The 24,807-nt window shown below is 42.2% G+C and carries 19 protein-coding genes and 2 tRNA genes; 15 read left to right on the plus strand and 6 right to left on the minus strand.

From position 1 onward, the window contains the following. From rnc to EGM47_RS02845, 3 genes are read right to left on the minus strand one after another with little or no spacing between them, the layout of a single operon-like run. On the minus strand, positions 1 to 732 hold the full coding sequence (rnc, locus tag EGM47_RS02835) for a ribonuclease III (protein ID WP_124979243.1): 732 nt from the start codon (positions 730 to 732) through the stop codon (positions 1 to 3). Positions 733 to 746: 14 nt separating this feature from the next. Continuing rightward, positions 747 to 1,994: a beta-ketoacyl-ACP synthase II gene (gene fabF / locus EGM47_RS02840; RefSeq protein WP_124979244.1), complete on the minus strand. Its 1,248-nt coding sequence runs from the start codon at positions 1,992 to 1,994 to the stop codon at positions 747 to 749. 10 nt (positions 1,995 to 2,004) lie between these two features. Next, on the minus strand, positions 2,005 to 2,241 hold the full coding sequence (locus EGM47_RS02845) for an acyl carrier protein (protein ID WP_015361896.1): 237 nt from the start codon (positions 2,239 to 2,241) through the stop codon (positions 2,005 to 2,007). 152 nt (positions 2,242 to 2,393) lie between these two features. Between EGM47_RS02845 and purN the strand changes: the two genes are divergently transcribed. From purN to murI, 7 genes are all read left to right on the plus strand, one after another. Further along, the gene (purN, locus tag EGM47_RS02850; protein ID WP_124979245.1) at positions 2,394 to 2,957 is read left to right on the plus strand and encodes a phosphoribosylglycinamide formyltransferase; all 564 of its coding nucleotides are present in this window, start codon (positions 2,394 to 2,396) and stop codon (positions 2,955 to 2,957) included. 1 nt (position 2,958) lies between these two features. Beyond that, positions 2,959 to 3,594 (plus strand): ribonuclease H1 domain-containing protein, encoded by a 636-nt coding sequence (locus tag EGM47_RS02855; protein ID WP_124979246.1) that lies wholly within the window; start codon positions 2,959 to 2,961, stop codon positions 3,592 to 3,594. Positions 3,595 to 3,730: 136 nt separating this feature from the next. Then, positions 3,731 to 5,608, plus strand: a complete 1,878-nt coding sequence (locus EGM47_RS02860; RefSeq protein WP_124979247.1) for a hypothetical protein — start codon at positions 3,731 to 3,733, stop codon at positions 5,606 to 5,608. Between the two features lie 332 nt (positions 5,609 to 5,940). Further along, positions 5,941 to 6,462, plus strand: coding sequence for a hypothetical protein (locus EGM47_RS02865; RefSeq protein WP_124979248.1), 522 nt, complete (start codon positions 5,941 to 5,943; stop codon positions 6,460 to 6,462). 93 nt (positions 6,463 to 6,555) lie between these two features. Continuing rightward, entirely contained in the window at positions 6,556 to 6,786 is a 231-nt protein-coding gene (locus EGM47_RS02870) for a FeoA family protein (protein ID WP_124979249.1), read from the plus strand. Then, positions 6,779 to 8,899, plus strand: coding sequence for a ferrous iron transport protein B (gene feoB, locus EGM47_RS02875; RefSeq protein ID WP_124979250.1), 2,121 nt, complete (start codon positions 6,779 to 6,781; stop codon positions 8,897 to 8,899). The genes EGM47_RS02870 and feoB overlap by 8 nt, the downstream gene beginning before the upstream one ends. Before the next feature lie 199 nt (positions 8,900 to 9,098). Continuing rightward, the gene (murI, locus tag EGM47_RS02885; RefSeq protein ID WP_124979252.1) at positions 9,099 to 9,884 is read left to right on the plus strand and encodes a glutamate racemase; all 786 of its coding nucleotides are present in this window, start codon (positions 9,099 to 9,101) and stop codon (positions 9,882 to 9,884) included. Positions 9,885 to 9,887: 3 nt separating this feature from the next. Here the strand turns inward: murI and EGM47_RS02890 are convergent, their stop codons facing one another. From EGM47_RS02890 to EGM47_RS16260, 3 genes are read right to left on the minus strand one after another with little or no spacing between them, the layout of a single operon-like run. Then, positions 9,888 to 10,622, minus strand: coding sequence for a LytR/AlgR family response regulator transcription factor (locus EGM47_RS02890; RefSeq protein ID WP_124979253.1), 735 nt, complete (start codon positions 10,620 to 10,622; stop codon positions 9,888 to 9,890). A 10-nt stretch (positions 10,623 to 10,632) separates the two neighbouring features. After that, positions 10,633 to 12,996, minus strand: a complete 2,364-nt coding sequence (locus EGM47_RS02895) for a histidine kinase (protein ID WP_124979254.1) — start codon at positions 12,994 to 12,996, stop codon at positions 10,633 to 10,635. Positions 12,997 to 13,019: 23 nt separating this feature from the next. Continuing rightward, positions 13,020 to 13,181, minus strand: coding sequence for a hypothetical protein (locus EGM47_RS16260; RefSeq protein ID WP_164510811.1), 162 nt, complete (start codon positions 13,179 to 13,181; stop codon positions 13,020 to 13,022). Positions 13,182 to 13,199: 18 nt separating this feature from the next. On the opposite strand from EGM47_RS16260, the gene EGM47_RS02900 reads away from it, so the two are divergent. From EGM47_RS02900 to EGM47_RS02935, 8 genes are all read left to right on the plus strand, one after another. After that, entirely contained in the window at positions 13,200 to 14,222 is a 1,023-nt protein-coding gene (locus EGM47_RS02900) for an SIMPL domain-containing protein (RefSeq protein WP_124979255.1), read from the plus strand. Between the two features lie 42 nt (positions 14,223 to 14,264). After that, a complete protein-coding gene (locus EGM47_RS02905) occupies positions 14,265 to 15,449 on the plus strand; it encodes a vWA domain-containing protein (protein ID WP_124979256.1) in 1,185 nt (394 codons plus the stop codon). 116 nt (positions 15,450 to 15,565) lie between these two features. Then, the gene (locus tag EGM47_RS02910; RefSeq protein WP_124979257.1) at positions 15,566 to 16,366 is read left to right on the plus strand and encodes a hypothetical protein; all 801 of its coding nucleotides are present in this window, start codon (positions 15,566 to 15,568) and stop codon (positions 16,364 to 16,366) included. Positions 16,367 to 16,450: 84 nt separating this feature from the next. Continuing rightward, positions 16,451 to 19,069, plus strand: a complete 2,619-nt coding sequence (gene mutS / locus EGM47_RS02915; RefSeq protein ID WP_124979258.1) for a DNA mismatch repair protein MutS — start codon at positions 16,451 to 16,453, stop codon at positions 19,067 to 19,069. A 216-nt stretch (positions 19,070 to 19,285) separates the two neighbouring features. Next, positions 19,286 to 19,357, plus strand: a tRNA-Gly gene (locus EGM47_RS02920). Positions 19,358 to 19,420: 63 nt separating this feature from the next. Then, a tRNA-Leu gene (locus EGM47_RS02925) sits at positions 19,421 to 19,506 on the plus strand. Between the two features lie 452 nt (positions 19,507 to 19,958). Further along, a complete protein-coding gene (locus EGM47_RS02930) occupies positions 19,959 to 21,593 on the plus strand; it encodes a DUF6377 domain-containing protein (RefSeq protein WP_124979259.1) in 1,635 nt (544 codons plus the stop codon). Positions 21,594 to 21,854: 261 nt separating this feature from the next. Further along, positions 21,855 to 24,800 carry a SusC/RagA family TonB-linked outer membrane protein gene (locus EGM47_RS02935; protein WP_124979260.1) on the plus strand — a complete coding sequence of 982 codons (2,946 nt, stop codon included), beginning with the start codon at positions 21,855 to 21,857 and terminating at the stop codon, positions 24,798 to 24,800. Positions 24,801 to 24,807: the final 7 nt, after the last annotated feature.

The following is a 24,807-nucleotide window of genomic DNA, read 5'->3' on the forward strand; positions in this document are numbered from 1 at the left end:
TTAAAACTTGTCCTGAAGGGCAAAGTAAGCCCGCTTACTGGCTTTTTCCTCTGCTTTTTTCTTTGAGGTGGCTCTTGCCTTGGAAACAATGCGTTTATCTATGGACAACTTCACTGAAAAATGTTTGACTTCACTTGCTCCTGTATCTTCATAGGTATTGAAGTCAAAGCGTTTCTTGTGCTTTTGACACCATTCAATCAGCAGGCTTTTATAAGAGATGATCTTGCCTTCCAATTTTTCAATATCTACATAAGGTTCGACCACTTTGTTGCAGATAAACTTTCTACAGGTAATGTAGCCTCTATCCAAATAAACGGCTCCTACCAGTGCCTCAAACAAGTTGCCATGGATGTTAGCGCCAAAATTACGCGTGGGCACTTGAGTACGCGCATATTTGATTAATCCAAAATCTTGTCCGAGTTCATTGAGGTGCTCGCGGCTTACGATTTTACTGCGCATCTTTGTCAGATAGCCTTCATCAGCACTAGGGACCTCGTTGTAGATATATTCTGCTATGACTGCACCTAAGATAGCATCACCAAGAAACTCTAAACGCTCATAGCTTACCGGTGTATTGTCCTTGAACTTTAATCCCATGGATTTATGGGTAAAAGCGGTTTCATAGTGAACTAAATCCCTAGGTTTATAACCCGTGATTTTTTTAATCGCACGAAATAATTCCTCGTTGGTTTGGTTCCCACGAGATTGAAATATTTTGCGAAATTTATTCATGTGAAGACCCGGGCTTAGATCTTTTTGAAGGCTATGCAGCAGTTGTGCCCGCCAAATCCAAAAGTATTACTCAAGGCAACATTAACTTCTCTTTTCTCCGGCTCATTAAGTATCAACCTTAGTGAAGGATCAATGTTCTCGTCTACGGTAGTGTGATTAATGGTAGGCGGTACTATACCGTGGTTGATGGCCAAAACACTGGCAATGGACTCTATGGCTCCAGCAGCACCTAACAAATGACCCGTCATGGATTTTGTAGAGTTGATACTGATGTTGGGGGCGTGATCACCAAATACGGCCTTAATGGCTTTAAGTTCTGCAACATCTCCTAAAGGAGTAGAAGTTCCATGCGTATTGATGTGGTCCACATCCTCAGGATTGATTCCAGCGTTCTCCAACGTATTTTTCATCACTGCAATAACTCCTTTACCCTCGGGATCTGGAGCTGTAATATGATAAGCGTCACTAGAAAATCCTCCGCCGATGACCTCCGCATAGATTTTGGCACCACGTGCCTTGGCGTATTCATAACTTTCCAGAACCAGAGCGCCTGCACCTTCTCCCAATACAAATCCATCGCGGGTGGCATCAAACGGTCGGCTGGCAGTACTGGGACTCTCATTCCGCGTACTTAAGGCATGCATGGCATTAAATCCACCCATTCCTGCCTGGGTGACAGCAGCTTCAGAACCACCAGTAACGATCACATCACATTGTCCTAGTCTGATGTAGTTCAAGGCATCGAGCATCGCATTGGCACTCGAGGCACAGGCCGATACTGTCGTATAGTTGGGTCCCATGAATCCGTACTTGATGGAAATATGGGCTGGGGCAATATCAGCAATCATTTTTGGGATAAAGAAGGGGTTGAATCTAGGCGTACCATTTCCGGCAGCAAAAGACTTCACCTCTTCTTGAAATGTTTCTAGACCGCCTATCCCAGCACCCCAGATGACGCCGACCCTATTTTTATCAATAGAGTCGGTGTCCAATCCAGAGTCGGCAATCGCCTGATCACCTGCTACCAGTGCATACTGGGCAAAGCGATCCATGCGTCTGGCCTCTTTACGGTCTATGAAGTCGTTGACGTTAAAGTCCTTGACCTCACAAGCGAATTTTGTCTTGAAATGTTCTGTATCAAAATAAGTGATGGGTGCACAACCACTCTTCCCAGATTTCAATCCGTCCCAATATTCCTCCAGGTTATTCCCTATCGGAGTAAGGGCACCCATTCCAGTAATGACAACTCGCTTTAATTCCATGTAATATCAATTAGGCTTTTGCTTCCTCTATGTATGAAACAGCTTGACCTACAGTAGCGATGTTCTCAGCTTGATCATCTGGGATCTGGATATCAAATTCCTTCTCAAATTCCATGATCAACTCTACTGTATCTAGTGAGTCTGCGCCCAAGTCGTTAGTGAAGCTTGCTTCAGTTACCACTTCGTTCTCGTCAACACCCAGCTTGTCTACGATAATCGCCTTTACTCTTGATGCAATGTCTGACATAATAATCTTGTTTTAATTTTAAATGAATGGCAAAAATAACAAACTTTGGCTTAAAACAATGTTTTCGCCATTTGAGTTAACTTGCCATTTCATTAATTTGTACTAATTTACTAACTCGACCCACGCCTCACAAGAAGCCTTCCATTTTATTTATGAAGAAAATTACCATCATGGCCAGCGGTTCAGGGACGAATGCCCAGGCCATCATTGATCATTTTGCCACCTCTGGTCTTGCCCGTGTAAATCTGGTATTGTCCAATAAGTCCACAGCACAGGTTTTGGAAAGGGCAACCCGCGCAGGTATTCCTGCACTCTCTTTTAATAGGTCCGCTTTCGCGAAAGCGGGACCCGTTTCAAATTTGCTCAAACAGGAACAACCCGATCTGATCGTTTTGGCCGGTTTCCTCTGGAAAATCCCAGATTACCTGATCCAACAATTTCCCCAAAAAATCATTAATATTCATCCATCCTTGTTACCTAAATATGGCGGTAAGGGTATGTACGGTCATCATGTACATGAAGCGGTGATCGCTCAAGGCGAAAAGGAAAGCGGTATCAGTATACATTACGTCAATGAAGCTTATGATGAGGGGGCGATCATTCAACAAGTAAGTTGTCCAGTACAAACTGAGGATACCGCAGCAGACCTGGCCCAACGCATCCAACAACTAGAGCACGAGCATTTTCCCAACATTATTGAAGGATTACTCCATTAATATGGCCAAAACCAAAAAATATTATGTGGTCTGGGAAGGCCACCGACCTGGAATCTACGACTCCTGGAAGGAATGCCAGCTGCAGATCAAAGGCTATCCGCAAGCCAAATACAAATCTTTTTCCACTAAAAAAGAAGCTGAAACAGCCATCAACAGTAATTACTGGTCCTATGCTGGAAAGAAAAAACAAGCGACTCAACCAGATCCAGCCCTGGTAGGAAAGGTAGGAATGCCTATCATGGATTCCCTAAGCGTGGATGCCGCCTGCAGTGGTAATCCTGGAACCATGGAATACAGAGGTGTGCTCACTCACAACGGTCAGGAGATTTTTAGAAAAGGACCTTTTAAAAAGAGCACCAATAATATAGGCGAATTTCTGGCGCTGGTACACGTACTCGCCCTGGCCAAAAAAAAAGGCGACTCCCGTCCTATATATAGCGATAGCCGAACGGCCATGAGCTGGGTGCGTAAAAAGGCAGTCAAAACCACATTAGAGCGAAACAGCAGTAATGCGGATTCTTTTGAATTGATAGATCGCGCCCTGACCTGGCTGAAAAATAATTCCTATTCCAATCCCATCTTGAAGTGGGAGACCAAAGCTTGGGGAGAAATTCCAGCTGATTTTGGGAGGAAATAAATCAGCGGTCTATTGAATTCCTTACCTCAAAGAGCCAGCTTTGCTGTCCAAAAGTATGATTCGATACCATCTCTTACCTTTATTTTTATATCCATGAGTAGCCGTTCGATCGGTCCAATTGTCAAATGCTTTTCAAATGAAATGTAATCCAACCTTCCTGCTTCTATTCTTCAGCTTTTTCGGTTTTTATCAAATGCAAGCCCAGGATTTTGGGATCCAAATGGGCAGTGATCTACCACCACAGGCTTGTGACGAATACAATGTGAGGTTTTACAACCGACCAAAGGAGGATGGGTTTGGGATCAAAAGAGAGGCTGATCTTCTTTACCTAGAGGTAACTTCAAAGGATTGGTTGTTGCAATTACTTAAAACTCCTTTGGACGGTGTTGCCATAGATGTAGTAAGTAAAGACCAGTACGCTTGTGGCGCTGACTTACCCAATCAACAGATAAGAGGTAAATTATTAAAACCGGTATACAAACCCCAACTGTTACAGAGACTGAAATCTAAAGGAAGTCAGCGGTGGCGAACTTTAGTAGGGAAAGTTCCTGTCGAGTTGAAGGATAAATCACTTGAATTTAATATTCTGTTTTTAAGCCGTAAGAATCTTTGTCAATACTACAATGTTTATAATTTGAAATCATATCCCTGGGAGCTCCTGGACATGGGAGTTTTCTTGGACGAAATTGTTTCTAGAAATACTGCAAATGCCCCTAAAAAAGGATCTAAGCGCTTGTCTAAGACCATCAATTTTGTTGTCCCTTTTGAAAAAAATAAGTCTGAATATCTTCCTGCAGACGTTAAACCTATTTACGACTCTCTACAACTTACAGACTACGATATCGCCAAGATCAAAATCAATGCTTACGCGTCTGTAGAAGGAAGCAAGGCGATCAATGAAAAGCTTCAACGAGATCGCGGGAATAGCATGATCAAAGCACTACAGTCGTTCGCTGGAGAAAAACCAGCTACAGAATTGCAGACCTCTGAAAATTGGGCGGAGTTTTACGAATCCATCAGAGGAACCAAGTTTGAAGATTTGGCGCAGCTCACCAAGCAGCAAATCAAAGAAAAACTGGCGGGTCAGACTGGCCAATTGCTCGAACCCACCTTGGCCCAACAACGCAAGGCGGTTATTTCTATCACATTAAACAAAATTGAACGCTTTAAAGACCAAACCAATATGGAGTTGGTACAGTCTTTTAATACTCAACTCAAAAAAGGAGATTTAGAAAATGCCATGATCATCCAGCGCGCCATTCTTGATCGGGCCTTAACCTCATCCAATACTGACTTAATCGATAAAATGGAGGTGCCCAGGCAGGCCAAATACGCCGACCTTAAGAACAATAAAGCGGTTTTTGGTTATTATAAGGACCAGAGGCAAGCCTTGATTGCTCGTGGAGAATTAAAAGAAATACTCGGGGTTGCTCCCACCAATAAAAAGGTCAATTATAACATTGCTGCTATTAATATTTACCTACTGAGATATGGATATGGCGATGTAGAAGAAATAGAAACCAAACAAGAAGTACGCGCTTTGAAGAAACTAGGTGTTTCAAATGATCTGATCAATAGGATGTTATTGAACATCGAGATCATCAAGGCAGAAAAGGCCATGGCCGCCAGAGATTATGATGAAAAAGACAAAGCCGTCAAGAATATTAAGACTTTCTACAAAGGTTTTCCATTGACCAGTCAGGATTATCTCAGTCTGGCACAATTCCTTAATTACTACGACAATCTTTCGAGTTCGCAAGCCCTATTATACCCTTTGGTCAGTCAAGTACAGGCCGATGAAGATCTGGTGTTTTATTACATAAATCAAACAATTGCCTACAACACAAACGTGGCCAAGAACGATTACCGGGTCATACTGAATAATGCCAATGGTCAAAACCCTAAAAGATTTTGCCAGTTATTTGATGCCAGCACAGAGGGAGGAGTTACCTTTCAACTGGCGGATAACCTTTATTTGAGGACCATCTATTGCGAGAATTGCTCTCAAGAGTAACTTCAATAATTCTTGTAGTAAGGCAACACTGAGCTGGTTAGATAAGCAAATTTTACTGAAGCGACCTCTTAGCTGTATTTTGTCTCTATCCACTCTTTATTGATGAATAATTATATTCGTTGGACGTAAATGCAATGAGATATATCGCCGTTGCAATCAATGGGAAATTGATCATATTAAAAACAAAGGAAGATCATCTGAAAGCGGGTCAGGTCATAAAAAAGGTAGATGGTCAAGTAATTTCTAGTTCTAACTTATGTGATTTTGAAAAACTATTATTAGAAAATAATTCCGAATGGAAAAAATTTACATTTGAATTTTAAAAACACCCAATGAAAGCAGTGCTTACTTTTTACTTGATATGCATCTCAGGAATATCCATAGCCCAAAGTATCACAAAAATCCATTTTGGAACAGGAGTAAATAACGACCTATCCTCTTATATAGCTTTAGACTATGGGAATTATTTATTGAATAAAGATTCAAATTTTAATATTGGGGCACAACTAGGTCTTCATTATTTGAATTTTAATACCGAGCGTTTAACTAAAGATGACCAGTTTTATGTTGCCTTAGGCGTCAGTCTTAAATACCAACTAACAGATAAATTTAGACTACAAGTGGACTCTGGAACTAGATGGGAGCTCGGTAAATCAGAGGTAAGTTTTAAAGATGAATCAGGGAATCTAATTCCCGGTTCAGCTATTGGAAAACATGCGTTCTCGATGCCCACGATCAACTACATCATTCATGATACAATTGAAGTGCTTTTAGGTTATCAATTTGTGTTTGAAAATGATTTGGATTTGAATTCTTTGACCGTCGGCTTAATCATTGATTTATCTTCGGACTAAACAACTTTTCAATATCCAGGTTTAACAACATATATTTTACCAAACCACTATCCTACCTTACTTTTGCTTATTCAAAATAATTCTAAATAAGAATTGAGCTATACCATTGCACATTTACGTAGGGGAGAAACAGCGATCATCAAGCAGTTTAACGAGATTGATGTACCGCTTAAATTGCTGGAAATGGGTTGTTTACCGGGTAACCAGGTGACCATGATGCAATCCGCGCCTTTCAGGGATCCGATTTATCTGGACATCAACGGTACACACCTGGCCATACGCAGGGAAACAGCACAAAAAATTATCGTGGAGCCTTATGGGTAAATCCATTAACGTATCGCTGATCGGTAATCCCAACACCGGTAAAACTTCTTTGTTCAACCGTTTGACCGGTTTGAATCAGAAAGTAGGGAACTATCCAGGAATCACCGTTGAAAAAAAGGAAGGAATTTGCAAACTGGACCGTGGTCTCAAAGCCCATATCCTGGACTTGCCAGGGACTTATAGTTTAAATACTACTTCGCTGGACGAAAGCATCGTTGTGGAAACTTTGCTCAATAAAAATTCAAAGGACTTTCCCGATGTAGCTGTGGTGGTTTCTGATATTGAAAATCTGAAGCGCAACCTGCTGGTTTTCACCCAGATCAAAGACCTGGAAATCCCAACTATTCTGGTAATTAATATGGCCGATCGCATGGAACGCAAGGCCATTTCCCTGGATATTGACCAGATGGAACAGGAACTTAATACCAGGATCGTCTTGGTCAGCGCTAGACGTAATCAAGGGATCCAAGAGCTCAAAGAAGCGATCACTGACTATAAAAAACTGACTTCTACACCATGCGTGAATGCCTCGGTGATCGATACGGAATATTTTGAATCCCTGCGCAACACCTACCCCAACCAGCTGGTCTACAAACTTTGGTTGGTGATCACCCAAGATGTGAATTTTGGGAAGTTGGAGCGTAACCGCGAACTCGAGGATTTAAAAAAACACAAGTTTGAAGTTAAGTCTGAGTCTGACCTTAAACGCATGCAGCACAAGGAAACGGTGGTGCGTTATCAATTCATCAACGGTTTGCTTAAAAAAGTGCTCAAGGTAGATGTGGCCAATGCCAAAGACCTGCGTACCCGACTGGATCGCGTGCTACTGCATAAAGTTTGGGGCTATCTGATCTTTTTTGTCATCCTATTTGTGATTTTCCAGGCGATTTATGATTGGAGTACTTATCCCATGGACTGGATTGACGAGGCTTTTGCTCACCTGAGTAGTTATGTAAGTGATGTCTTGCCCGCTGGTCCGTTGACGAGTCTATTGTCTGAAGGTATTATTTCAGGCTTGGGTGGTATAGTGATTTTTATCCCGCAAATTGCCTTTCTGTTTTTGTTTATTGCCATTCTTGAAGAAAGCGGTTATATGAGCAGGGTGGTATTTTTAATGGACCACATCATGAAAAGATTTGGCCTGAGTGGGAAGAGCGTGGTTCCCTTAGTTTCTGGAACTGCTTGTGCCATTCCCGCTGTCATGGCCACACGTAACATAGAGGACTGGAAGGAGCGCCTGATCACTATATTAGTAATTCCGTTTACCACCTGTTCGGCGCGTTTACCGGTCTATCTGATCATTATATCATTAGTGATACCAGACCAGCGTATTTTGGGTGGAGCGGTCAATCTTCAAGGACTCACCTTGATGTTGTTGTACTTGTTGGGATTTGGAACCGCTATTTTTTCAGCTTGGGTATTGAATAAGGTATTACCGCTTCAGCGAAAGGCGTTTTTTGTCATGGAAATGCCAGCTTACAAACTTCCCATGTTCAAAAATGTTGTGATTACCGTAGTTGAAAAGACCAAAAGTTTTGTACTGGGTGCGGGAAAAATCATCATGGCCATTTCTATCGTATTGTGGGTATTGGCGAGCTATGGGTTGGGCGATCAATTTACCCAGGCCGAAGAGATTGTCACTGAACAATATGCTGGTCAAGGACTGACAGAACAAGAGTTGGATCAAAAAATCGCTTCTCACCAGCTAGAATATAGTTTTATAGGATATATCGGTAAAGGAATCGAGCCTGCGGTGCGCCCCTTGGGTTATGATTGGAAAATAGGTATCGCCATTTTGAGTTCGTTTGCAGCCCGTGAGGTGTTTGTGGGAACACTGGCGACCATTTACAGTGTGGAAAGTGATGGCGGTGACGAGCAGACCATTAAAAAGCGCATGGCCGCTGAACAAAATCCGATTTTGGGCGGACCATTGTTTAATTTTGCCAGTGGTATTTCCTTGCTGTTGTTCTATGCTTTTGCCATGCAGTGCATGAGTACGCTGGCCATTGTTAAAAGAGAAACTAACGGCTGGAAGTGGCCAGCACTTCAATTTTTCTTTATGACTGCCATCGCTTATTTTGCTGCCTTGGGAGCCTTTCAATTATTGAAATAATGTATCTACTTCAATACATCATCGTCGGAATCTTGGTATTGGCAGCCTTGGGCTGGCTGCTCCGCAAATGGCTTTTCCCTACAAAATTCAATTCGTCTTGTGGCGATGGAGATTGTGGCTGTCACTAATTGGGTGTGGTACGCTTTCGCGAAAGCATTGAGACAATGGGTTCTAAAACGAAAGCTTTACTTTTACTTATATGAATGAAAATCCCATAGGTTTTTTTGATTCGGGTGTGGGCGGCACCAGCGTTTGGAAGGAAGTGGTGCAGCTATTACCCCATGAGCATACCATCTACTTGGCTGATTCCAAACATGCTCCTTACGGTAGAAAACCCAAGGAAGAGATCATTCAACTTTGTGTGAAAAACACCGAATTTTTGTTGGAAAGGGGTTGTAAATTGATTGCCATTCCTTGCAATACTGCTACGACTAATGCAATTGCCTATTTACGCTCCCACTATGATGTACCATTTATCGGTATTGAGCCAGCTATAAAACCGGCTGCCTTGCAAAGTGATTCCAAGAAGATAGGTATTCTGGCGACGCAGGGGACATTATCCAGCGAACTTTTTAATCAAACACAACAAGAATTTGCTCGGGATGTAGAGTCTATTGAGGTGGTAGGTACAGGGATCGTGGAATTGATCGAATCTGGACAACGCAACAGCCCAGAAATGGTTGAACTCCTTCAATCGATCTGCCAACCCTTTATGACTTCAGGCATTGATTTTTTAGTGTTGGGCTGTAGCCACTACCCCTATATCAAAGAGCACTTGCAGGTCATTCTGCCAGAGAATGTCCGCATCATTGATTCTGGCGCAGCCGTCGCCCGGCAAACATTGAGCATACTTAAACAGCACCAATTGCTCAATCCCAATCAGCAACCAGGCTCTCACCAACTTTATTCCAATTTACAGATTCAGGTTTTGGAAGAATTGACCTCTACCGTCCAGCACAGGGAAGTGGCTTTGGCTGATTTTTGATGTTCAGGTAAAATACCCAAACAATTCCAATTTGCGACTGGGGCTCACAGGCAATTCCGTTTGTCCGAGCATTACACTGCCTCCTTTTCCTTTTTTATAAGCGGTCACATGGCTGGCATTGATCAAATAGGATTTGTGGATTCTGGCAAAACCCTTGTCAGTAAGCATATCCTCAAAATGTTTTAAGGTTTTGCTGACCAACTTTGTGTCCTGTGCCAAATAAATATGCGTGTAATTGTCATCAGCTTTACAGTAGATGATGTCTTTGATGGGCAGTACCTCAAAACCTTCCTGGGTAGGAATAGTGATCTTTTCCGTGAGCTGAGAATGATCTTGTTTTTTGATACCTAACTCGACCGGAATTTGCTGTTCCTTTTGTTTGATCGCTTTGACGATATCCACCGCTTTAATCAACTCGTCAATATCAATGGGTTTGGTCAGGTAATAGGCGGCTTGTTGATTGAGAGCATCTTTGGCATATTGATCATAGGCGGTAACAAAAACCGTTTCAAAGGAACGTTCGCCCAACTTGTCCAGTAAATCAAAGGCAGTTCCATAAGGCATTTCAACATCCAGAAACAATAAGTCTATCTCGGTTCGTCTCAGTAATTGTAAAGCATCATCGACATTGGTAGCTTCGCCTACCAGCTCAACACTAGGGCAATATTTGGTGAGATAATTGGCCAAAATTTCCCTGGAAATCTGCTCGTCTTCTACGATTATTGCTTTTAGTATCATAAGCTGTGAATTAGGGTTTGAGATTGACCTCTTGTTTTGGGCATTTGATCCAAAGTTCTACCTGGGTACCTACGTCTGGTGAGAGCCCGGCATCTCCAACCTGCATTTGAATATCGCAATCATGTAGCGCATTGAGCAGCGCAACCCTGTTCTTGATATTGCCCAGTCCTTTTGAATCCCGTTTCTTTTGATGTTTAGTCTTGATGGCTTTGGATTTTTCCCTTCCTATTCCGTCATCCACTATTTTCACATAAATGCCGTGATCTGTTGGTCTACCTGTAGCTGCCGCGAGGGGTTCCATCTTTATTTGCAGTTGACCTTTTTCTTCTTTGTAGCGCAATCCATGCCAAACGGCATTTTCTATAATGGGTTGCAGCAACATGGGAGGCACTTGTAGATTGGCTTGAGCCAATGCTGGGTCCACTTGTAGCTGATAATCAAATTTATCTTTAAAGCGCTCGTGTTCCAATTTGAGGTAAAGCCCAATCAGTTCCACTTCCTTTTCCAGGCTAATGAAATCCAGCTCGCTGTTTTCCAAAACACTCCGCATGAGCTTGGAAAAGTCGGCCAGGTATTTATTGGCTGCACGTTCATCGTTTTTGGCGATATAGCTGTTCACTGAATTCAAAGCATTGAAAATAAAATGCGGATTCATCTGGCTCTTGAGTGATTTGAGGGCGAGCAGTCGGTTATTGATACGTTGTTGCTGGTTGGCCCGATACATCCAATACGCTAATGCAATCAGCAGCAAGCTCAGTGCGACCAATGAATAGATTACCCAACGCTGACGCTGATTGACCTGCTGGCTGAGTTCGCGTTCCGTACTGATCAGCGCAAGCTTATTTTCTGTGAGTTCGCGATCCTTTTCCAGAGTCAGGACGCGTGTTTGTTTATTCAGTAATTCACGTGACTTCCTGCTAGCCACTTCCAGTTGTCTTTCCTTCTCCTCAAAAAGTGCATTGAGGGCATTGGTATAAATTTCATTATAGGCCAGGGCTTTACTGGCATTTCCATTTTCCTTATTGAGGTTATAGAGGGCAAAAGCTGCATCTTTTTTGACTTCCAGGTCACCTTGGGATTCAGCTTCAGATAAACTGGTCTCATAATAATTCATGGCTTCACGCAGCTTGTTTTGCGCTTTGAGTGCCTCTGCAATTTTAAGTTGTTCTTTTTGCTTGGACAATACTTTGGGATCCAGCTCATTGTCGGCAAAATTGGCTGAACTTTTTTTCTCCGTGTTTGCTGCAGGTTCGGTTGCTAATATTTCTTCAGCGATCTCAATGTCGTCCATATCAGATTCGATAACCACGTTGGATTCCTGCGCTTTCAATCTATCTGATGTTCTGGTGTTGTTTTGCATGTCCAGGCTATCCAATAAGTAGATGTTCATCTTGCGCAAAGCAATTTCCTTATCGTACTGATTATTACTGTTGTAAAAGTCGGCTGTTGCGGATTGTGTAATGGCGTTGGCTACAGGACTCTGACTTTTTGATTTGATTATCGCATTATTGTAGAAATTTTCTGCCTCTTCAATGCGTCCCATTTCGTTTAATAAATTGGCAATACTGGCGTTGAGGGCAGTTGCCTGAGCGGTATCGCCTATTTCTTCGGCTTTATTTAAAGCCTTTTGAAAGCTATTGAGGGCTTGTTGGTTTTTGTTGCTCTTTTGTTGGGAGCTCGCCAATCCCTTCAGTCGTTGTAATTCTTTGGCTGGGGTTAAACCGCCGATAGATTGATACAGGCCTATCGCCTGTTGATAATTGCCGTTGGCCCTCAGTGCCTCTGCTTTTTTGAGTTGTAGTTCTGGACTTCTACTTTTTTCAATGGCCAGCCCAAAATTATCCACCGCCAGATCGTATTGCGCATTGTACATATACAGGTCGCCTAACTTTTCATAAGCCCTGGCTTCTTGGTCGGGCGATAACGACTTGGGGTTATTGGATAATGCAGCGATGAGGAAATCGGCAGTTTTTTCGGCATCTTTTTTTAGATATAAGGATGCACTGTCCATTGCGGTGGCATAGGAAAGGCCCGCCAGGTTTTTCTTATCTTGTTCTTCGTCAACCACCCTTATTTCTATATCGTCATAGCTATTGATGCGGTAGTAAACTGTTTCAAAATCCAAGCCTCTTACCGTCACCTCGTCCCCCATATTGGCAGGTAATTTAAAGTATCCCAAGGCGTTAGTTGAGGTATATTGACCGTTTCTGCCTTCTACATCTGCACCTGAAATTGGTCGGCCATCTTCTGTCACGACACGGCCTTCCAATATCATAGTAGTACCCTCAGTGCGATTGGGGACAGAGGCATTGTTCTGGGCCACAGCATTAAGGCTGCACAAGCATAATATGAGGATCAGCAATTGTTTGATCATGGGGTAAACTTAATCATTAAAATTTACTTGGTTCCAGCGATAAGGCAGGATTCCAGCGATTTTAACCTTGTTTTTGTCGCTTTCGCGAAAGCGTACTCAATCAGCCCAGCATTTGGCTCATTCAGATAAGCACTGCACTCATTTGCCCTGTCATCGACCGCTGTAAGCCAATAGTTTTGGTACAAATCCCAAAAATCATGAAGATGAAGAAGACAATACTTAGCCTTTTGATCGTATTAGTATGCGCTCAACTCCATGGGCAACATCTAGGTAATTTCAACAACCAGGCAGCGACAATGAAGATTTCCAGAGCCAATATAGCTACGTCTGACAATGCGATAGTTTATGGCAAACAAAGTACGTATGCCTCACCACCACTGCAACCTAGTAATATATTGTCACTTAACCTGAGGTCATTGTATAATGTTGAAGCCACAGATTATACCGCCGTTTTTAATGTGGTTCAAGTAGGAAATACTGCCGAGGAAACTACCCAATTGATGAATGAAAAAATCGATAGGGTCAAAAGCAGACTTAAGGCCGATGGTTTTCAAGGACAATTTGCCCTCGATATGATCTCTTTTGTTCCCCAATATGAAATTGAAGTCACCAAAAAACTTTTTTCCAAGACTTATACCGAAGTTCCGGTAGGCTTTGAATTACAGCAAAACTTGATGATCAGCTATCGCGATGATGCCGATTTTCACAAGATTCTTAATGCCTGTGCTTCGGCCGAAATCTATAACCTGGTTAAAGTGGATTATTATGTCAAAAATCTGGAAGCCATTTATGAAGATCTACAGAAAAAGCTCCTGGCCGAAGTGGAAAAGAAAAAGGAATATTACAAAAACTTGGGTTTTGAAATGGCGCAGATGAATGTGGCGATGGCCGATAAGAAGTATTATCACATGCCCAAGGATTTTTATAAAAGCTATCTCGCTGCAGAAAACGTAAGCATGGAATCCATTAAAGGCAAGAAAAACGTGACCTCAGTCCGCAAACCTACCTCTTATTATTACGATCCCATTCCCTATTCAGGCTACGACATTGTGGTGAATGCGGCTATCACAAAACCAGTGATTCAATTGGGTATGGATTTGAGTTTGCGATATACCCCAAAACCAGAGGAAAAGAAACCTGTTCCCGTACCTGAAAAACCAGATCCCAAGGTATATGTAGTTAGTCCGACAGGACCGATCGATATCAAACAGCTACCGCAGAATTAATAGCGAAACAAATTAAACCGCAATCAATTAAAAACCAGAATGATGAAAAATGTAAAATTTTGGGCAATGGCCGTTGGACTCGCTGCGACCTTGTCTTGTAAAACCGCTGCCGAGGAATCTGATCATTTCAATCCAGAATTCGTTTGTGTAAACGAAAACACTCCAACGCCTCTGGTCAACAATACTTCGGCTACGATTCAAATGGCTTTGCTGCTGGACACCAGCTCTAGTATGGATGGCTTGATCGACCAAGCCAAAACTCAATTGTGGGACATCGTCAATAAAATGTCTGGCGCCCATTGTCAGGATCAGCAAGCCGTTTTGGAGATCGCCCTTTATGAGTACGGAAATAGTAGGCTGAGTGCTGAGAGCGCCTATGTGAGACAAGTTTTGGGTTTCAGCAGAGATCTGGATCAAATCAGCGCATCACTGTTTGGTTTGACCACAGAAGGCGGAGACGAATACTGCGGGACAGTGATTGATAAATCTCTAAAGGAGCTGGAATGGCGGGATGGAAAAAATGATTTGAAGATGTTGTTTATCGCTGGAAATGAAAGTTTCAATCAAGGGAATATACCTTATGCTTCCAGTATTGCACAAGCTATTGAAGAGGATGTGGTGGTGAATACCATTTTCTGTGGCGACTGGAATACAGGGGTGCAACTTAAATGGAAAGAAGGAGCAATTCTGGGCAAGGGTGAGTACATGAACCTGGATCACAACCAGAAGTCGGCCTACGTATCTACTCCTTATGATGATCAAATACTTCAATGCAACACCAGGCTCAATGACACCTATGTGGCGTTTGGAAGCCACGGCGAAATAAGTAAGGCTCAACAAATGGAGGTGGATAATGATGTACAGGAAGTTTCTATACAGGCCAATGTGAATCGCACGTTGTCCAAAACCAGTCAGAATTATTACAATGCCTCATGGGACCTGGTTGATGCGATGGATCAACCCGAATCCAAAAAGAAGTTGCTACAACCTGCCAACAGGGTGCATCTACCAAAATATTTGCAAGATAAGAGCAAAGAAGAAATTATTGCCTTCACTCAGGCCAAAAAACAGGAACGTTTAAAAATCCAACAACAGATTCAAAAGTTAAATCAACAACGTGAGGCCTATATCGCCCAGCATTCTAACACTGAGGGCAATGCCCTAGAGTCTGCAATGTTTCAAGCGGTTAAAAAACAGGCAGCGACCAAAAACTACCATTGGAAATAGGGTTCAATATCATTGGACAGTCTTATGCCGGCCTTATTCAGGATTATCGCATTGATGTTATGAAAAGTACTCAAATAAGCTATAGCGGATTTCATTTACACCTACATCAAATATTAATGTGGATTTGTTTAGGCATGGGTTATGTTTCCTTTTCACAGGCTTCCTCGGTGGGTAAATTTGAGTTTGAGATCCAATTTGATCGTGAAACTTCAGCTTTTTATGAAGTTTCGTACTTGCCTCGATCTGGACACGTATTAAAAAATGTTTCTGGTTATAGTGATCAGAAACAGAACAAACTCATTCTAAAGGGGGAAAGTCATTTCATCGTAAGAAATGATTTTCCTTTGTTTTTAATAAAAATAACTAAGGGTGGAAGGCAAGATGTAGAGAAAACTGTGGTACTAAATTTTAATGATTTTCAGCGTCATTTTGATCAGCGACCTAGGATCGTCTTAAGTCCTGGTTGTACTTATTTTGAGGTACAATATGAGACCAGTCCACCAGCCACAGTACCCAAAATCATGTGTAAGCCATCCCAGGAAGTAGATCAGTATCTGGAGATGTCATATGTTCCAGAATCAGACCTATTGGTGGCATCTCTGTTTCTTGAAAAATTGGATAAGGCAGGTGTTCTCGCAAGATTTACTCCGTATTTTATTTGTCCGCTTTCCCAGTTGGATCTTCCTGAAAAACGATCTGTATTTACCGACAGGTACGGCGTTGAGTTTAGATTTATAAGGATGGACTCGGGTGTATCAGCTTCAGTGCTTCAGTCTTCCGTTTACCCTGCTTCCCTGAAGTCCGCTTTCGCGAAAGCGGTACAACACAACAAAAACATCGCCCAAGGCTTATTTAAGAAATACGGAGCGGAATGGTACCATCAATTGCCATTTAACATTCCTGGCGTCGTTCTGTAGAAACTGTTGAAAAAGGAAGCTTGACAAAGGCATGATGGCCGAGACTTAATTGTATTTTTGGAGTTTTACTAAATCCGAACAATTTTGGCCGCCAAAGCAAAGAAAGTCACGCCTTTAATGCAACAGTACAACAAGATCAAGGCAAAGTATCCCGATGCCCTGTTGTTGTTTCGTGTGGGGGATTTTTATGAAACCTTTGGAGAAGATGCCGTACGCACGGCCCGTATTCTCAATATTGTGCTTACCAACAGAAACAATGGTGGGGAGCGCACAGAGCTGGCGGGCTTTCCACACCACTCCCTGAATACCTATTTACCCAAATTGGTCAAGGCAGGAGAGCGCGTGGCTATATGCGACCAATTAGAGGATCCCAAACAGACCAAAACCATCGTTAAGCGTGGGGTCACAGAGCTCATAACTCCTGGGGTAGCGCTCAATGATGAGGTGTTGCAATCCAAATCCAATAATTTTCTAGCGGCTTTATCGGTTCAGCGTCAGTCCTATGGGGTTTCTTTTTTGGATATTTCTACAGGCGAATTTCTGGTGTCAGAAGGTAGCAAGGAAGAAGTGGACAAACTGTTGCAAAACTTCAATCCAAGTGAGTTGCTTGTGCGCCGCAGTGATAAAAAAACATTGGCCAGTGAATTCCCATATGATTTACCCTTTTTCCATTTGGAAGACTGGGTATTTCAGATCGATTATGCCCAGGAATCGTTGCTCAAACACTTCAAGGTAAAATCTTTGAAGGGGTTTGGTGTCGAGCAAATGGATCAAGCCTTGATCGCTGCTGGGGCAGTATTGCATTATTTGGAAGAAACCCAGCACGACAAAGTAGATCACATTGTCAATATTTCAAGAGTTGAAGATGAGCACTATGTTTGGATGGACAGGTTTACAGTGCGCAACCTGGAATTATACACGCCGCTTAGTCAGGGTGCTGTGACCCTGATCGATATCATCGACAAGACAACCACCGCGATGGGAGGTAGATTGATGAAAAGATGGATGGCGTTTCCGTTAAAGGATCCTATTCAAATCTGCAAGCGACATGATGTAGTCTCTTATTTTGTGTCAGAGCGAGAGGTCAGGGAATCCATCATGTCACAGCTTAAACAAATGAGTGATCTGGAGCGACTGATCTCCAAGGTCGCCGTAGGCAAGATTTGTCCGCGGGAAGTGATCCAACTCAAAAACAGTCTGGAGGCCATTGTTCCGGTAAAGCAACAAGCCGAAACGGCAAATGACCGTTCCCTGAAAAGCATGGGTGAACGCTTGAATGCCTGCCAGCACCTGATTGATTTGATCAAACAGGCCATCGATGAGGAAGCTCCAGTCAATATTCTAAAAGGGAATACCATTGCGCAAGGCTATCACAACGAATTGGACGAGTTGAGGGGGTTGGCCACTTCGGGTAAGGAATACCTGGATCAAATGCTACAACGCCATTGCGATGAAACCGGGATTGGAAGTCTAAAAATTTCCAGCAACAATGTCTTTGGCTACTATATCGAAGTGCGTAATACCCACAAAGACAAGGTTCCTGAAAGCTGGATACGCAAACAGACATTGGTCAATGCCGAGCGTTATATCACCGAAGAGCTCAAGGAGTACGAAGCCAAGATCTTGGGCGCAGAGGAACGCATCCAAAGTTTACAACAGGAATTGTTTGATCAGGTGGTGCAGGAAATCATGCCTTATATTAAAACTATACAGGAAAACGCTCAATTGATAGGCCAGCTGGATTGTTTAATTTCTTTTGCAGAGCAAGCGACCATTTCTAGGTATGTGCGCCCAGAAATTATGGAGGATGAGGTATTAGAGATCAATGGTGGAAGACATCCTGTGATTGAAAAGATGTTACCTGCAGATGAACCCTTTATACCCAATGATCTTCATCTAGATAGGGACGAACAACAGATCATCATGATTACGGGTCCCAATATGAGTGGAAAAAGTGCCATTTTAAGACAAACTGCGCTGATCGTGCTATTGGCACAAATGGGAAGTTTTGTTCCGGCCGAGCGTGTGCGCATGGGTGTAGTAGATAAGATTTTTACCCGGGTAGGTGCCAGCGACAATATTTCTCAGGGTGAGTCCACCTTTATGACTGAAATGAATGAGAGTGCTAGCATTCTTAATAATATCAGTGCACGCAGTTTAGTGTTACTGGATGAGATAGGCAGGGGGACAAGTACGTATGATGGTATCTCCATCGCCTGGGCCATCACTGAATATCTGCACGAGCACCCCTCTCATCCCAAGACGCTTTTTGCTACTCATTATCACGAACTCAACGAGATGACCAACCAGTTTGATCGCATCAAGAACTTTAATGTTGAGGTCAAAGAGTTAAAGGATAAGGTGCTGTTCATGCGTAAACTAGTCTCAGGAGGAAGCCACCACAGTTTTGGTATTCACGTAGCTAAAATGGCGGGAATGCCACAGCAGGTCATTTCCAAGGCGCGTAAAATGTTAAAACGTTTGGAACAGACCCATAGACAGGAAGATTCCCAGGAAGCCATGAGGTCTCTGCAAGAAGAGGAGATGCAACTCAGCTTTTTTAATCTGGACGATCCCTTATTGGAAGAAATTAAAGATGAGATTCTTATGGTGGATATTGATACCCTGACTCCTGTGGAGGCTTTGATGAAGCTAAATGAGATCAAGCGTATGCTGGTAGGAAAAGCAGGAAAGGCGCAATAATTTTTCTCTTTTTTCCTTTGTGGAAAAAGGAAAGTTGTTAAATTTGCATCCGCTTCAAAAAATGATTTGAAGTTTTGACATATTGTAAATCGCTTTTCTATCAGGAGCAAAGCAACATCACCACAAGTGATTTAGCTTTTTTCTCATAGGAACAAGGAACGAGAGGCTGGCACAGCATAAACTGGCTATCTAACTTTCATTCTTATCAATATTTACGCGAAAGTAGCTCAGGGGTAGAGCATCACCTTGCCAAGGTGAGGGTCGCGGGTTCAAATCCCGTCTTTCGCTCTAAAAGAGCCGATGATTAATCGGCTTTTTTGATCGTACCAATGAGGTGTCGCTGACACAATCGCTCGAGTGGTGGAATTGGTAGACACGTTGGACTTAAAATCCAATGGACAGTAATGTCCGTACGGGTTCAAGTCCCGTCTCGAGTACAACGAGAGAACCCTGCGCGAGCAGGGTTTTTTTATGGAAAAAAAAGTCCGTGTGTTCACTATTGCAAGATGTTTGCTACCCCTCTATAGTGCACTGTACGGACTGATCAATATTATTCCAAGACCTTACTTGAAATTCCAAATGCTTCAATGAAAACACTGGAGCTGGATGGGTTCGCTTTCGCGAAAGCGAACTTATCTAAACATATTTCAAAATGGACGGCTTGGTCTGGATATGAACCAGAATGAGTTTGAATTTTTTTTTCAAAACCTCTGGTCGTAAGTTTTCCAAGGAGGATTCTACTAAAAGTTTTAGACCATAATTCATACTTGCGTATATTCATCCGGATGAACAGGCCAAATTTACTACCTTACCAATGAGTTTTGACGACCTTTTCTATCGATGCTACCCATTTGTAGGCATGTTAAAATTAGGATTCAAAAAAAGCCATGTGAAAAGACAATGCTACTTTTTTTTGTTTTTTTTCTCGACGATTTTGTTGGGAAATGGTCAAGAATTGGATTCCCTAATTCTGGAATTGGAATCCAACATGGCCAAAAGGACGTACTACGACAGTCAAAAGGAAGCCTCTATCCAGCGTCTGTTGGAACAAGTCAATGAGAATACCGATCCGGTAGCTGCCTATAACATCTACGATGAGGTCATTGAGGAGTACAGATATTATAGTTTTGATAAAGCCCTCGAATATCTTGAAAAAAATATCGCTATTGCTGATGATTTGGGACGCGCCGACTTAAGTAATAAAGCCAAACTGTCACTGAGCACACTTTTGTTGGAAACAGGTCGCTATAAAGAGTCGATCGATGCCCTCAATGAAATATCCAAGTCATCCCTGGGGGAAGAATTGATAGATGATTACTATATCGCTTTGAAGGAGGGCTACGGCGGACTTTCTTACAACACCACTGTCCAAAGTAGCAAAAAGGTATATTCTAACTTTTATCAGGCTTATCAGGATACACTGTATAACAGGCTTTCGCCCAATTCTGAGGAGAGCTTGAGATTAAGGGAAAAACAATTGCGTGACCAACGATTGCTCGATGAAGCATTTGTTGTCAATCAACAACGCCTTGATAAAGTGGATATGGGTTCACGGAACTATTCGCTGGTTACTTTTGAACGCTCCTTGCTTCACGAACTGGAAGGAAATACTACTGCCCAAAAAAAATATCTGATTCTTTCTGCCATTTCTGACATTCGTGCTTCGGTCAAGGACAATGCCTCCATTGGTTCTTTGGCGCGTATCATGTTTGCAGAAAAGGATTTGGACCGGGCTCACCGATACATCAACTTTTCTTTTGATGATGCCGAATTTTACAATTCGCAATTGAGATTTGTCAATATCGCCAACAGCCTGCCCATGATTACAAAAGCCTATGAGCAACGCAGTGAAAGGCAAAAGGATCAATTAAAGAAATCGCTGGTCTATATCAGCATATTGGTCATGTTTTTGCTCGTGGCCATTTATATGGTTTTTAGACAGTTGAAAAAACTTAGGGTGGCCAGAAATAAATTAAAAGAAGCCAACGACAAGCTCAACCAAGTCAATCAACAACTGAATCTTTCCAATGATGATTTAAAGCGATTGTATACAGAACTTTCTGAAGTTGATAAAATCAAGGAAAGATACATCGGTACATTCCTGAATCTATACTCAGAATATATCACCAAGTTGGACGTCTATAGAAAGCTGGTAAGGAAATATACCAATGCCAATCAGACACAAGCCTTATTAGAGCTGTCTAAATCAAAGCAGTTTATTGATGAGGAACTTCAAATCTTCAATAAGAATTTTGATGAGTCCTTTCTGCACATCTATCCGGATTTTGTAGACAACGTCAACCAGCTTCTTAAAGAAGAGGAACAAATATCTTTAGAAAATAAAGGCCAATTGAACACAGAGTTACGCATTCTAGCACTCATCAAATTGGGGATTACCAATAGCTCGCGAATAGCCAAAATTCTTAGGTATTCTGTTAATACTATTTATAACTATCGGGCCAAAATTAAAAGCGCTGCTCAAGACCGTGACTCGTTTGAGGAAAACATAAAAAACATACAGTAGAATTCATAATCTGACTTTTTGAGGCTTTTATACTATGAATTTTGCATAATAAGGCCTGTGTTTTGCCAAAAATTGACTCCAATTATCCACTTTTTACGTTTTGTTAAAAAAAGATAATATACTGACAAACAAATATATAAATGATTCGTCTATGAATTAATGTCCACTTTTTCTGTCGACTGGGTTGATCAGGCTGTTTTAAGCGACTACTTTGCTACAACGTTTTCGCTATCATTAATTAATGTGAATATCAGTAAAACAATGAACGACAATATCCGACCATATTTTTCCCTGATCTGCCTTTTGACGGCATCTTACTTCAGTTTGGCTCAATCTGTTATCACAGGAAAAGTAACAGATGTAGACAATCAGCCTGTATTTGGGGCTTCGGTAATCTTACAAGGTACCACTTCAGGTACGACGACTGATTTAGAAGGTAATTACCGTCTCGAAGCCGATATTCAACCTGAATCTGTGCTGGTTTTCAGTTATCTTGGGTACGAGACTATCAATGTAACGATCGACGGTAGAACCGAAATCAATGTCAGCCTCGAGGAGAGTGCGGAGTCTTTAGAAAAAATTGTCCTGGTCGGCTATGGGTCGCAATTAAAAAAGGATATCACAGGATCTGTAGCTACAGTTGATGGTGATTCGTTTGAATCAAGACCAAATACGCAAGTAGGTGCGTTGATTCAGGGACAGGCAGCCGGAGTCCAAGTATTATCCAGCTCAGGGAAACCCTCTCAGGGTTTTAGTATACGTATCAGGGGTACCAATTCCATCAATGCAGGAAGCGAACCTTTATATGTAGTAGATGGGGTCCCTACAACAGATACACGTTCCATCAATCCATCTGATGTCGATACCATTACTATCTTAAAAGACGCCTCCTCTACTGCTATATATGGAGCGCAAGGCGCTAATGGTGTTGTTTTGATTACCACTAAGCGCGGTACCACCGCAAAACCAAAAGTGAGCTTGGACATGTATGCAGGAGTATCTCAAGTATGGAACACATTAGAAGTACTCAATGGAGAACAGTACAGAGACTTGATGGAAGAACTGGGCTTGACTACAGATTGGGATAGTTTTGACGCTCGTACAGACTGGCAGGATGAAATATTTCAAAATGGTTTTTCCCAGAACTATCAAGTTTCAGTTTCTGGCCGATCCGGATCCACCAATTATTTTGTGTCGGCGGGTTATGTAGCACAAGAAGGGGCAGTACGTAGTGCTGAACTAGAACGTACCAACTTCAAGATCAATCTGGATCAAAAGATCGATGATTGGTTGAGGGTAGGAACCAGAATAAGCTATACCGACTACAGTGATGTTGACATCAATGATAATAACAATGTCAATCAGGGAGGCGTTTTATTAGGAGCCCTAACTACACCATCCATCATTGGTGTTTTTAATGAGGATGGCATGTTTACCAGTAACCCTTTTCAAAATTGGGAAAATCCGCTGGCCAGTACAGATGGATTGGATCGCCAATTTAACAATAGACGCTTTTTGGGGAACCTCTATGCCGAGGCAGAATTCTTAGAATATTTTACCTATAAAATCAATTACGGAATTGATCATAGTAATGGCGTATTTGATTCCTTCTTGGATCCATTCCGGACTGGTTTCGGCGTGGCCATTGGGGGGCAATCCATCAACAATACCAACAAGAACTCATATTACATTTTTGAAAATACGCTCAAATTTAATCGCCAGTTAGGCAAACACAAGATTGAAGCTTTGGTAGGAAGCGTGAACCAAAAGTTCAGATTTGAAAATAGTTCCATTCAAACCAGAAATTTTGCCAGCGCAGCAGTAACTACACCTAACGGAGGTTCCGAATTATTTGCCGCTACCGCCTCAAAATCCGAAAAGGCCAACGCATCATTCATCAGCAGGCTCAATTATGACTATGATGATAAGTATTTAGTAACGGCCAACTTCAGAGCTGATGGATCCAGTGCTTTTGGCCCTAACACACGCTGGGGGTATTTCCCATCTTTTTCGTTGGGGTGGCGAATTTCCAATGAAGGCTTTTTTGCAGAAGATTCTTTCATTGATGACCTCAAACTTCGCGTAGGTTGGGGTGTTGTGGGGAATGATCAAATTGCCAACTACGCGTATTTAGGACGTATAGGTACGGGCGCTAATTATCCCTTTGGTGGGTCTGTGCAACCAGGAACATTCCCTGCTTCGCTTGAAAACCTGGATTTGAAATGGGAAGAATCAGAGCAAACCAACTTAGGTGTAGACCTGAGTTTACTGGACAATAAGATCAGATTCACTGCAGATGCCTATATCAAAAATACCAGGGATCTATTGCTGAATGCTCCTTTACCTACGTCAACTGGATTTAGCAGTGCCATCCAAAATATTGGAGAATTACAGAATAAAGGTTTGGAATTTGCTTTAAATACGACTAACATATCTACTGAGCAATTTTCATGGACTACAGGTTTCAATATTTCGTTCAATAGAAATGAGGTGATCAATCTGGTAGGACAGGAATTACTACAGGGTGGTATTGCTGGTGGTCGTGGTGAGGCGAGTCTTGTTAGGGAAGGCGCCGCGCTGGGGAGTTTGTTCGGTTATGTTTATGGTGGAGTTGATCCCAGGACGGGAAATGCTTTTTATATAGATAACGATGGTAATTCAACCTTTACCCCTTCTGCAGATGACCGCAGAATTATAGGTGATGCTAATCCAGATTTTTATTATGGGTTCACCAATACGCTTAATTATAAAGGATTTGGCCTGTTCGTATTTATTCAAGGATCGCAAGGAAATGATATGTTGAATGCTACTCGCATCGAAACGGAAGGTATGTTGGATCCTAAAAATCAATCTACTGCGGTACTGAACCGATGGCGTCAGCCTGGGGATATTACTGATATTCCAAGAGCCAGTTTTGGAAACAGCGACAATTCCAGGGTCTCTACCAGGTTTATTGAAGACGCCTCCTATCTGCGCTTTAAAACCATCACCCTCAGCTATAACCTTGGGGAAAACTTATTGAACACGCTTCATTTGTCGGCTATGAAAATTTATGCGACAGGTGAAAACATTTTTACCATCACCGATTATTCTGGATTTGACCCAGAGGTAAACGCATTTGGCGGTAGTAATACCATACGAGGAATTGATTTTGGTACGTATCCGCAGACGCGAAATTTAATTTTTGGTATTAATGCTACTTTTTAAATAACAA

Source organism: Nonlabens xiamenensis (genome assembly GCF_003865345.1).
GTDB classification, from domain to species: Bacteria; Bacteroidota; Bacteroidia; order Flavobacteriales; family Flavobacteriaceae; genus Nonlabens; species Nonlabens xiamenensis.

What these genes read in the sequence shown, in the direction of transcription:
- rnc (WP_124979243.1), bottom strand. Translation starts at nt 732, where the DNA reads ATGAATAAATTTCGCAAAATATTTCAATCTCGTGGGAACCAAACCAAC.
- fabF (WP_124979244.1), bottom strand. Translation starts at nt 1,994, where the DNA reads ATGGAATTAAAGCGAGTTGTCATTACTGGAATGGGTGCCCTTACTCCG.
- EGM47_RS02845 (WP_015361896.1), bottom strand. Translation starts at nt 2,241, where the DNA reads ATGTCAGACATTGCATCAAGAGTAAAGGCGATTATCGTAGACAAGCTG.
- purN (WP_124979245.1), top strand. Translation starts at nt 2,394, where the DNA reads ATGAAGAAAATTACCATCATGGCCAGCGGTTCAGGGACGAATGCCCAG.
- EGM47_RS02855 (WP_124979246.1), top strand. Translation starts at nt 2,959, where the DNA reads ATGGCCAAAACCAAAAAATATTATGTGGTCTGGGAAGGCCACCGACCT.
- EGM47_RS02860 (WP_124979247.1), top strand. Translation starts at nt 3,731, where the DNA reads ATGAAATGTAATCCAACCTTCCTGCTTCTATTCTTCAGCTTTTTCGGT.
- EGM47_RS02865 (WP_124979248.1), top strand. Translation starts at nt 5,941, where the DNA reads ATGAAAGCAGTGCTTACTTTTTACTTGATATGCATCTCAGGAATATCC.
- feoB (WP_124979250.1), top strand. Translation starts at nt 6,779, where the DNA reads ATGGGTAAATCCATTAACGTATCGCTGATCGGTAATCCCAACACCGGT.
- murI (WP_124979252.1), top strand. Translation starts at nt 9,099, where the DNA reads ATGAATGAAAATCCCATAGGTTTTTTTGATTCGGGTGTGGGCGGCACC.
- EGM47_RS02890 (WP_124979253.1), bottom strand. Translation starts at nt 10,622, where the DNA reads ATGATACTAAAAGCAATAATCGTAGAAGACGAGCAGATTTCCAGGGAA.
- EGM47_RS02895 (WP_124979254.1), bottom strand. Translation starts at nt 12,996, where the DNA reads ATGATCAAACAATTGCTGATCCTCATATTATGCTTGTGCAGCCTTAAT.
- EGM47_RS02900 (WP_124979255.1), top strand. Translation starts at nt 13,200, where the DNA reads ATGAAGAAGACAATACTTAGCCTTTTGATCGTATTAGTATGCGCTCAA.
- EGM47_RS02905 (WP_124979256.1), top strand. Translation starts at nt 14,265, where the DNA reads ATGAAAAATGTAAAATTTTGGGCAATGGCCGTTGGACTCGCTGCGACC.
- EGM47_RS02910 (WP_124979257.1), top strand. Translation starts at nt 15,566, where the DNA reads ATGTGGATTTGTTTAGGCATGGGTTATGTTTCCTTTTCACAGGCTTCC.
- EGM47_RS02935 (WP_124979260.1), top strand. Translation starts at nt 21,855, where the DNA reads ATGAACGACAATATCCGACCATATTTTTCCCTGATCTGCCTTTTGACG.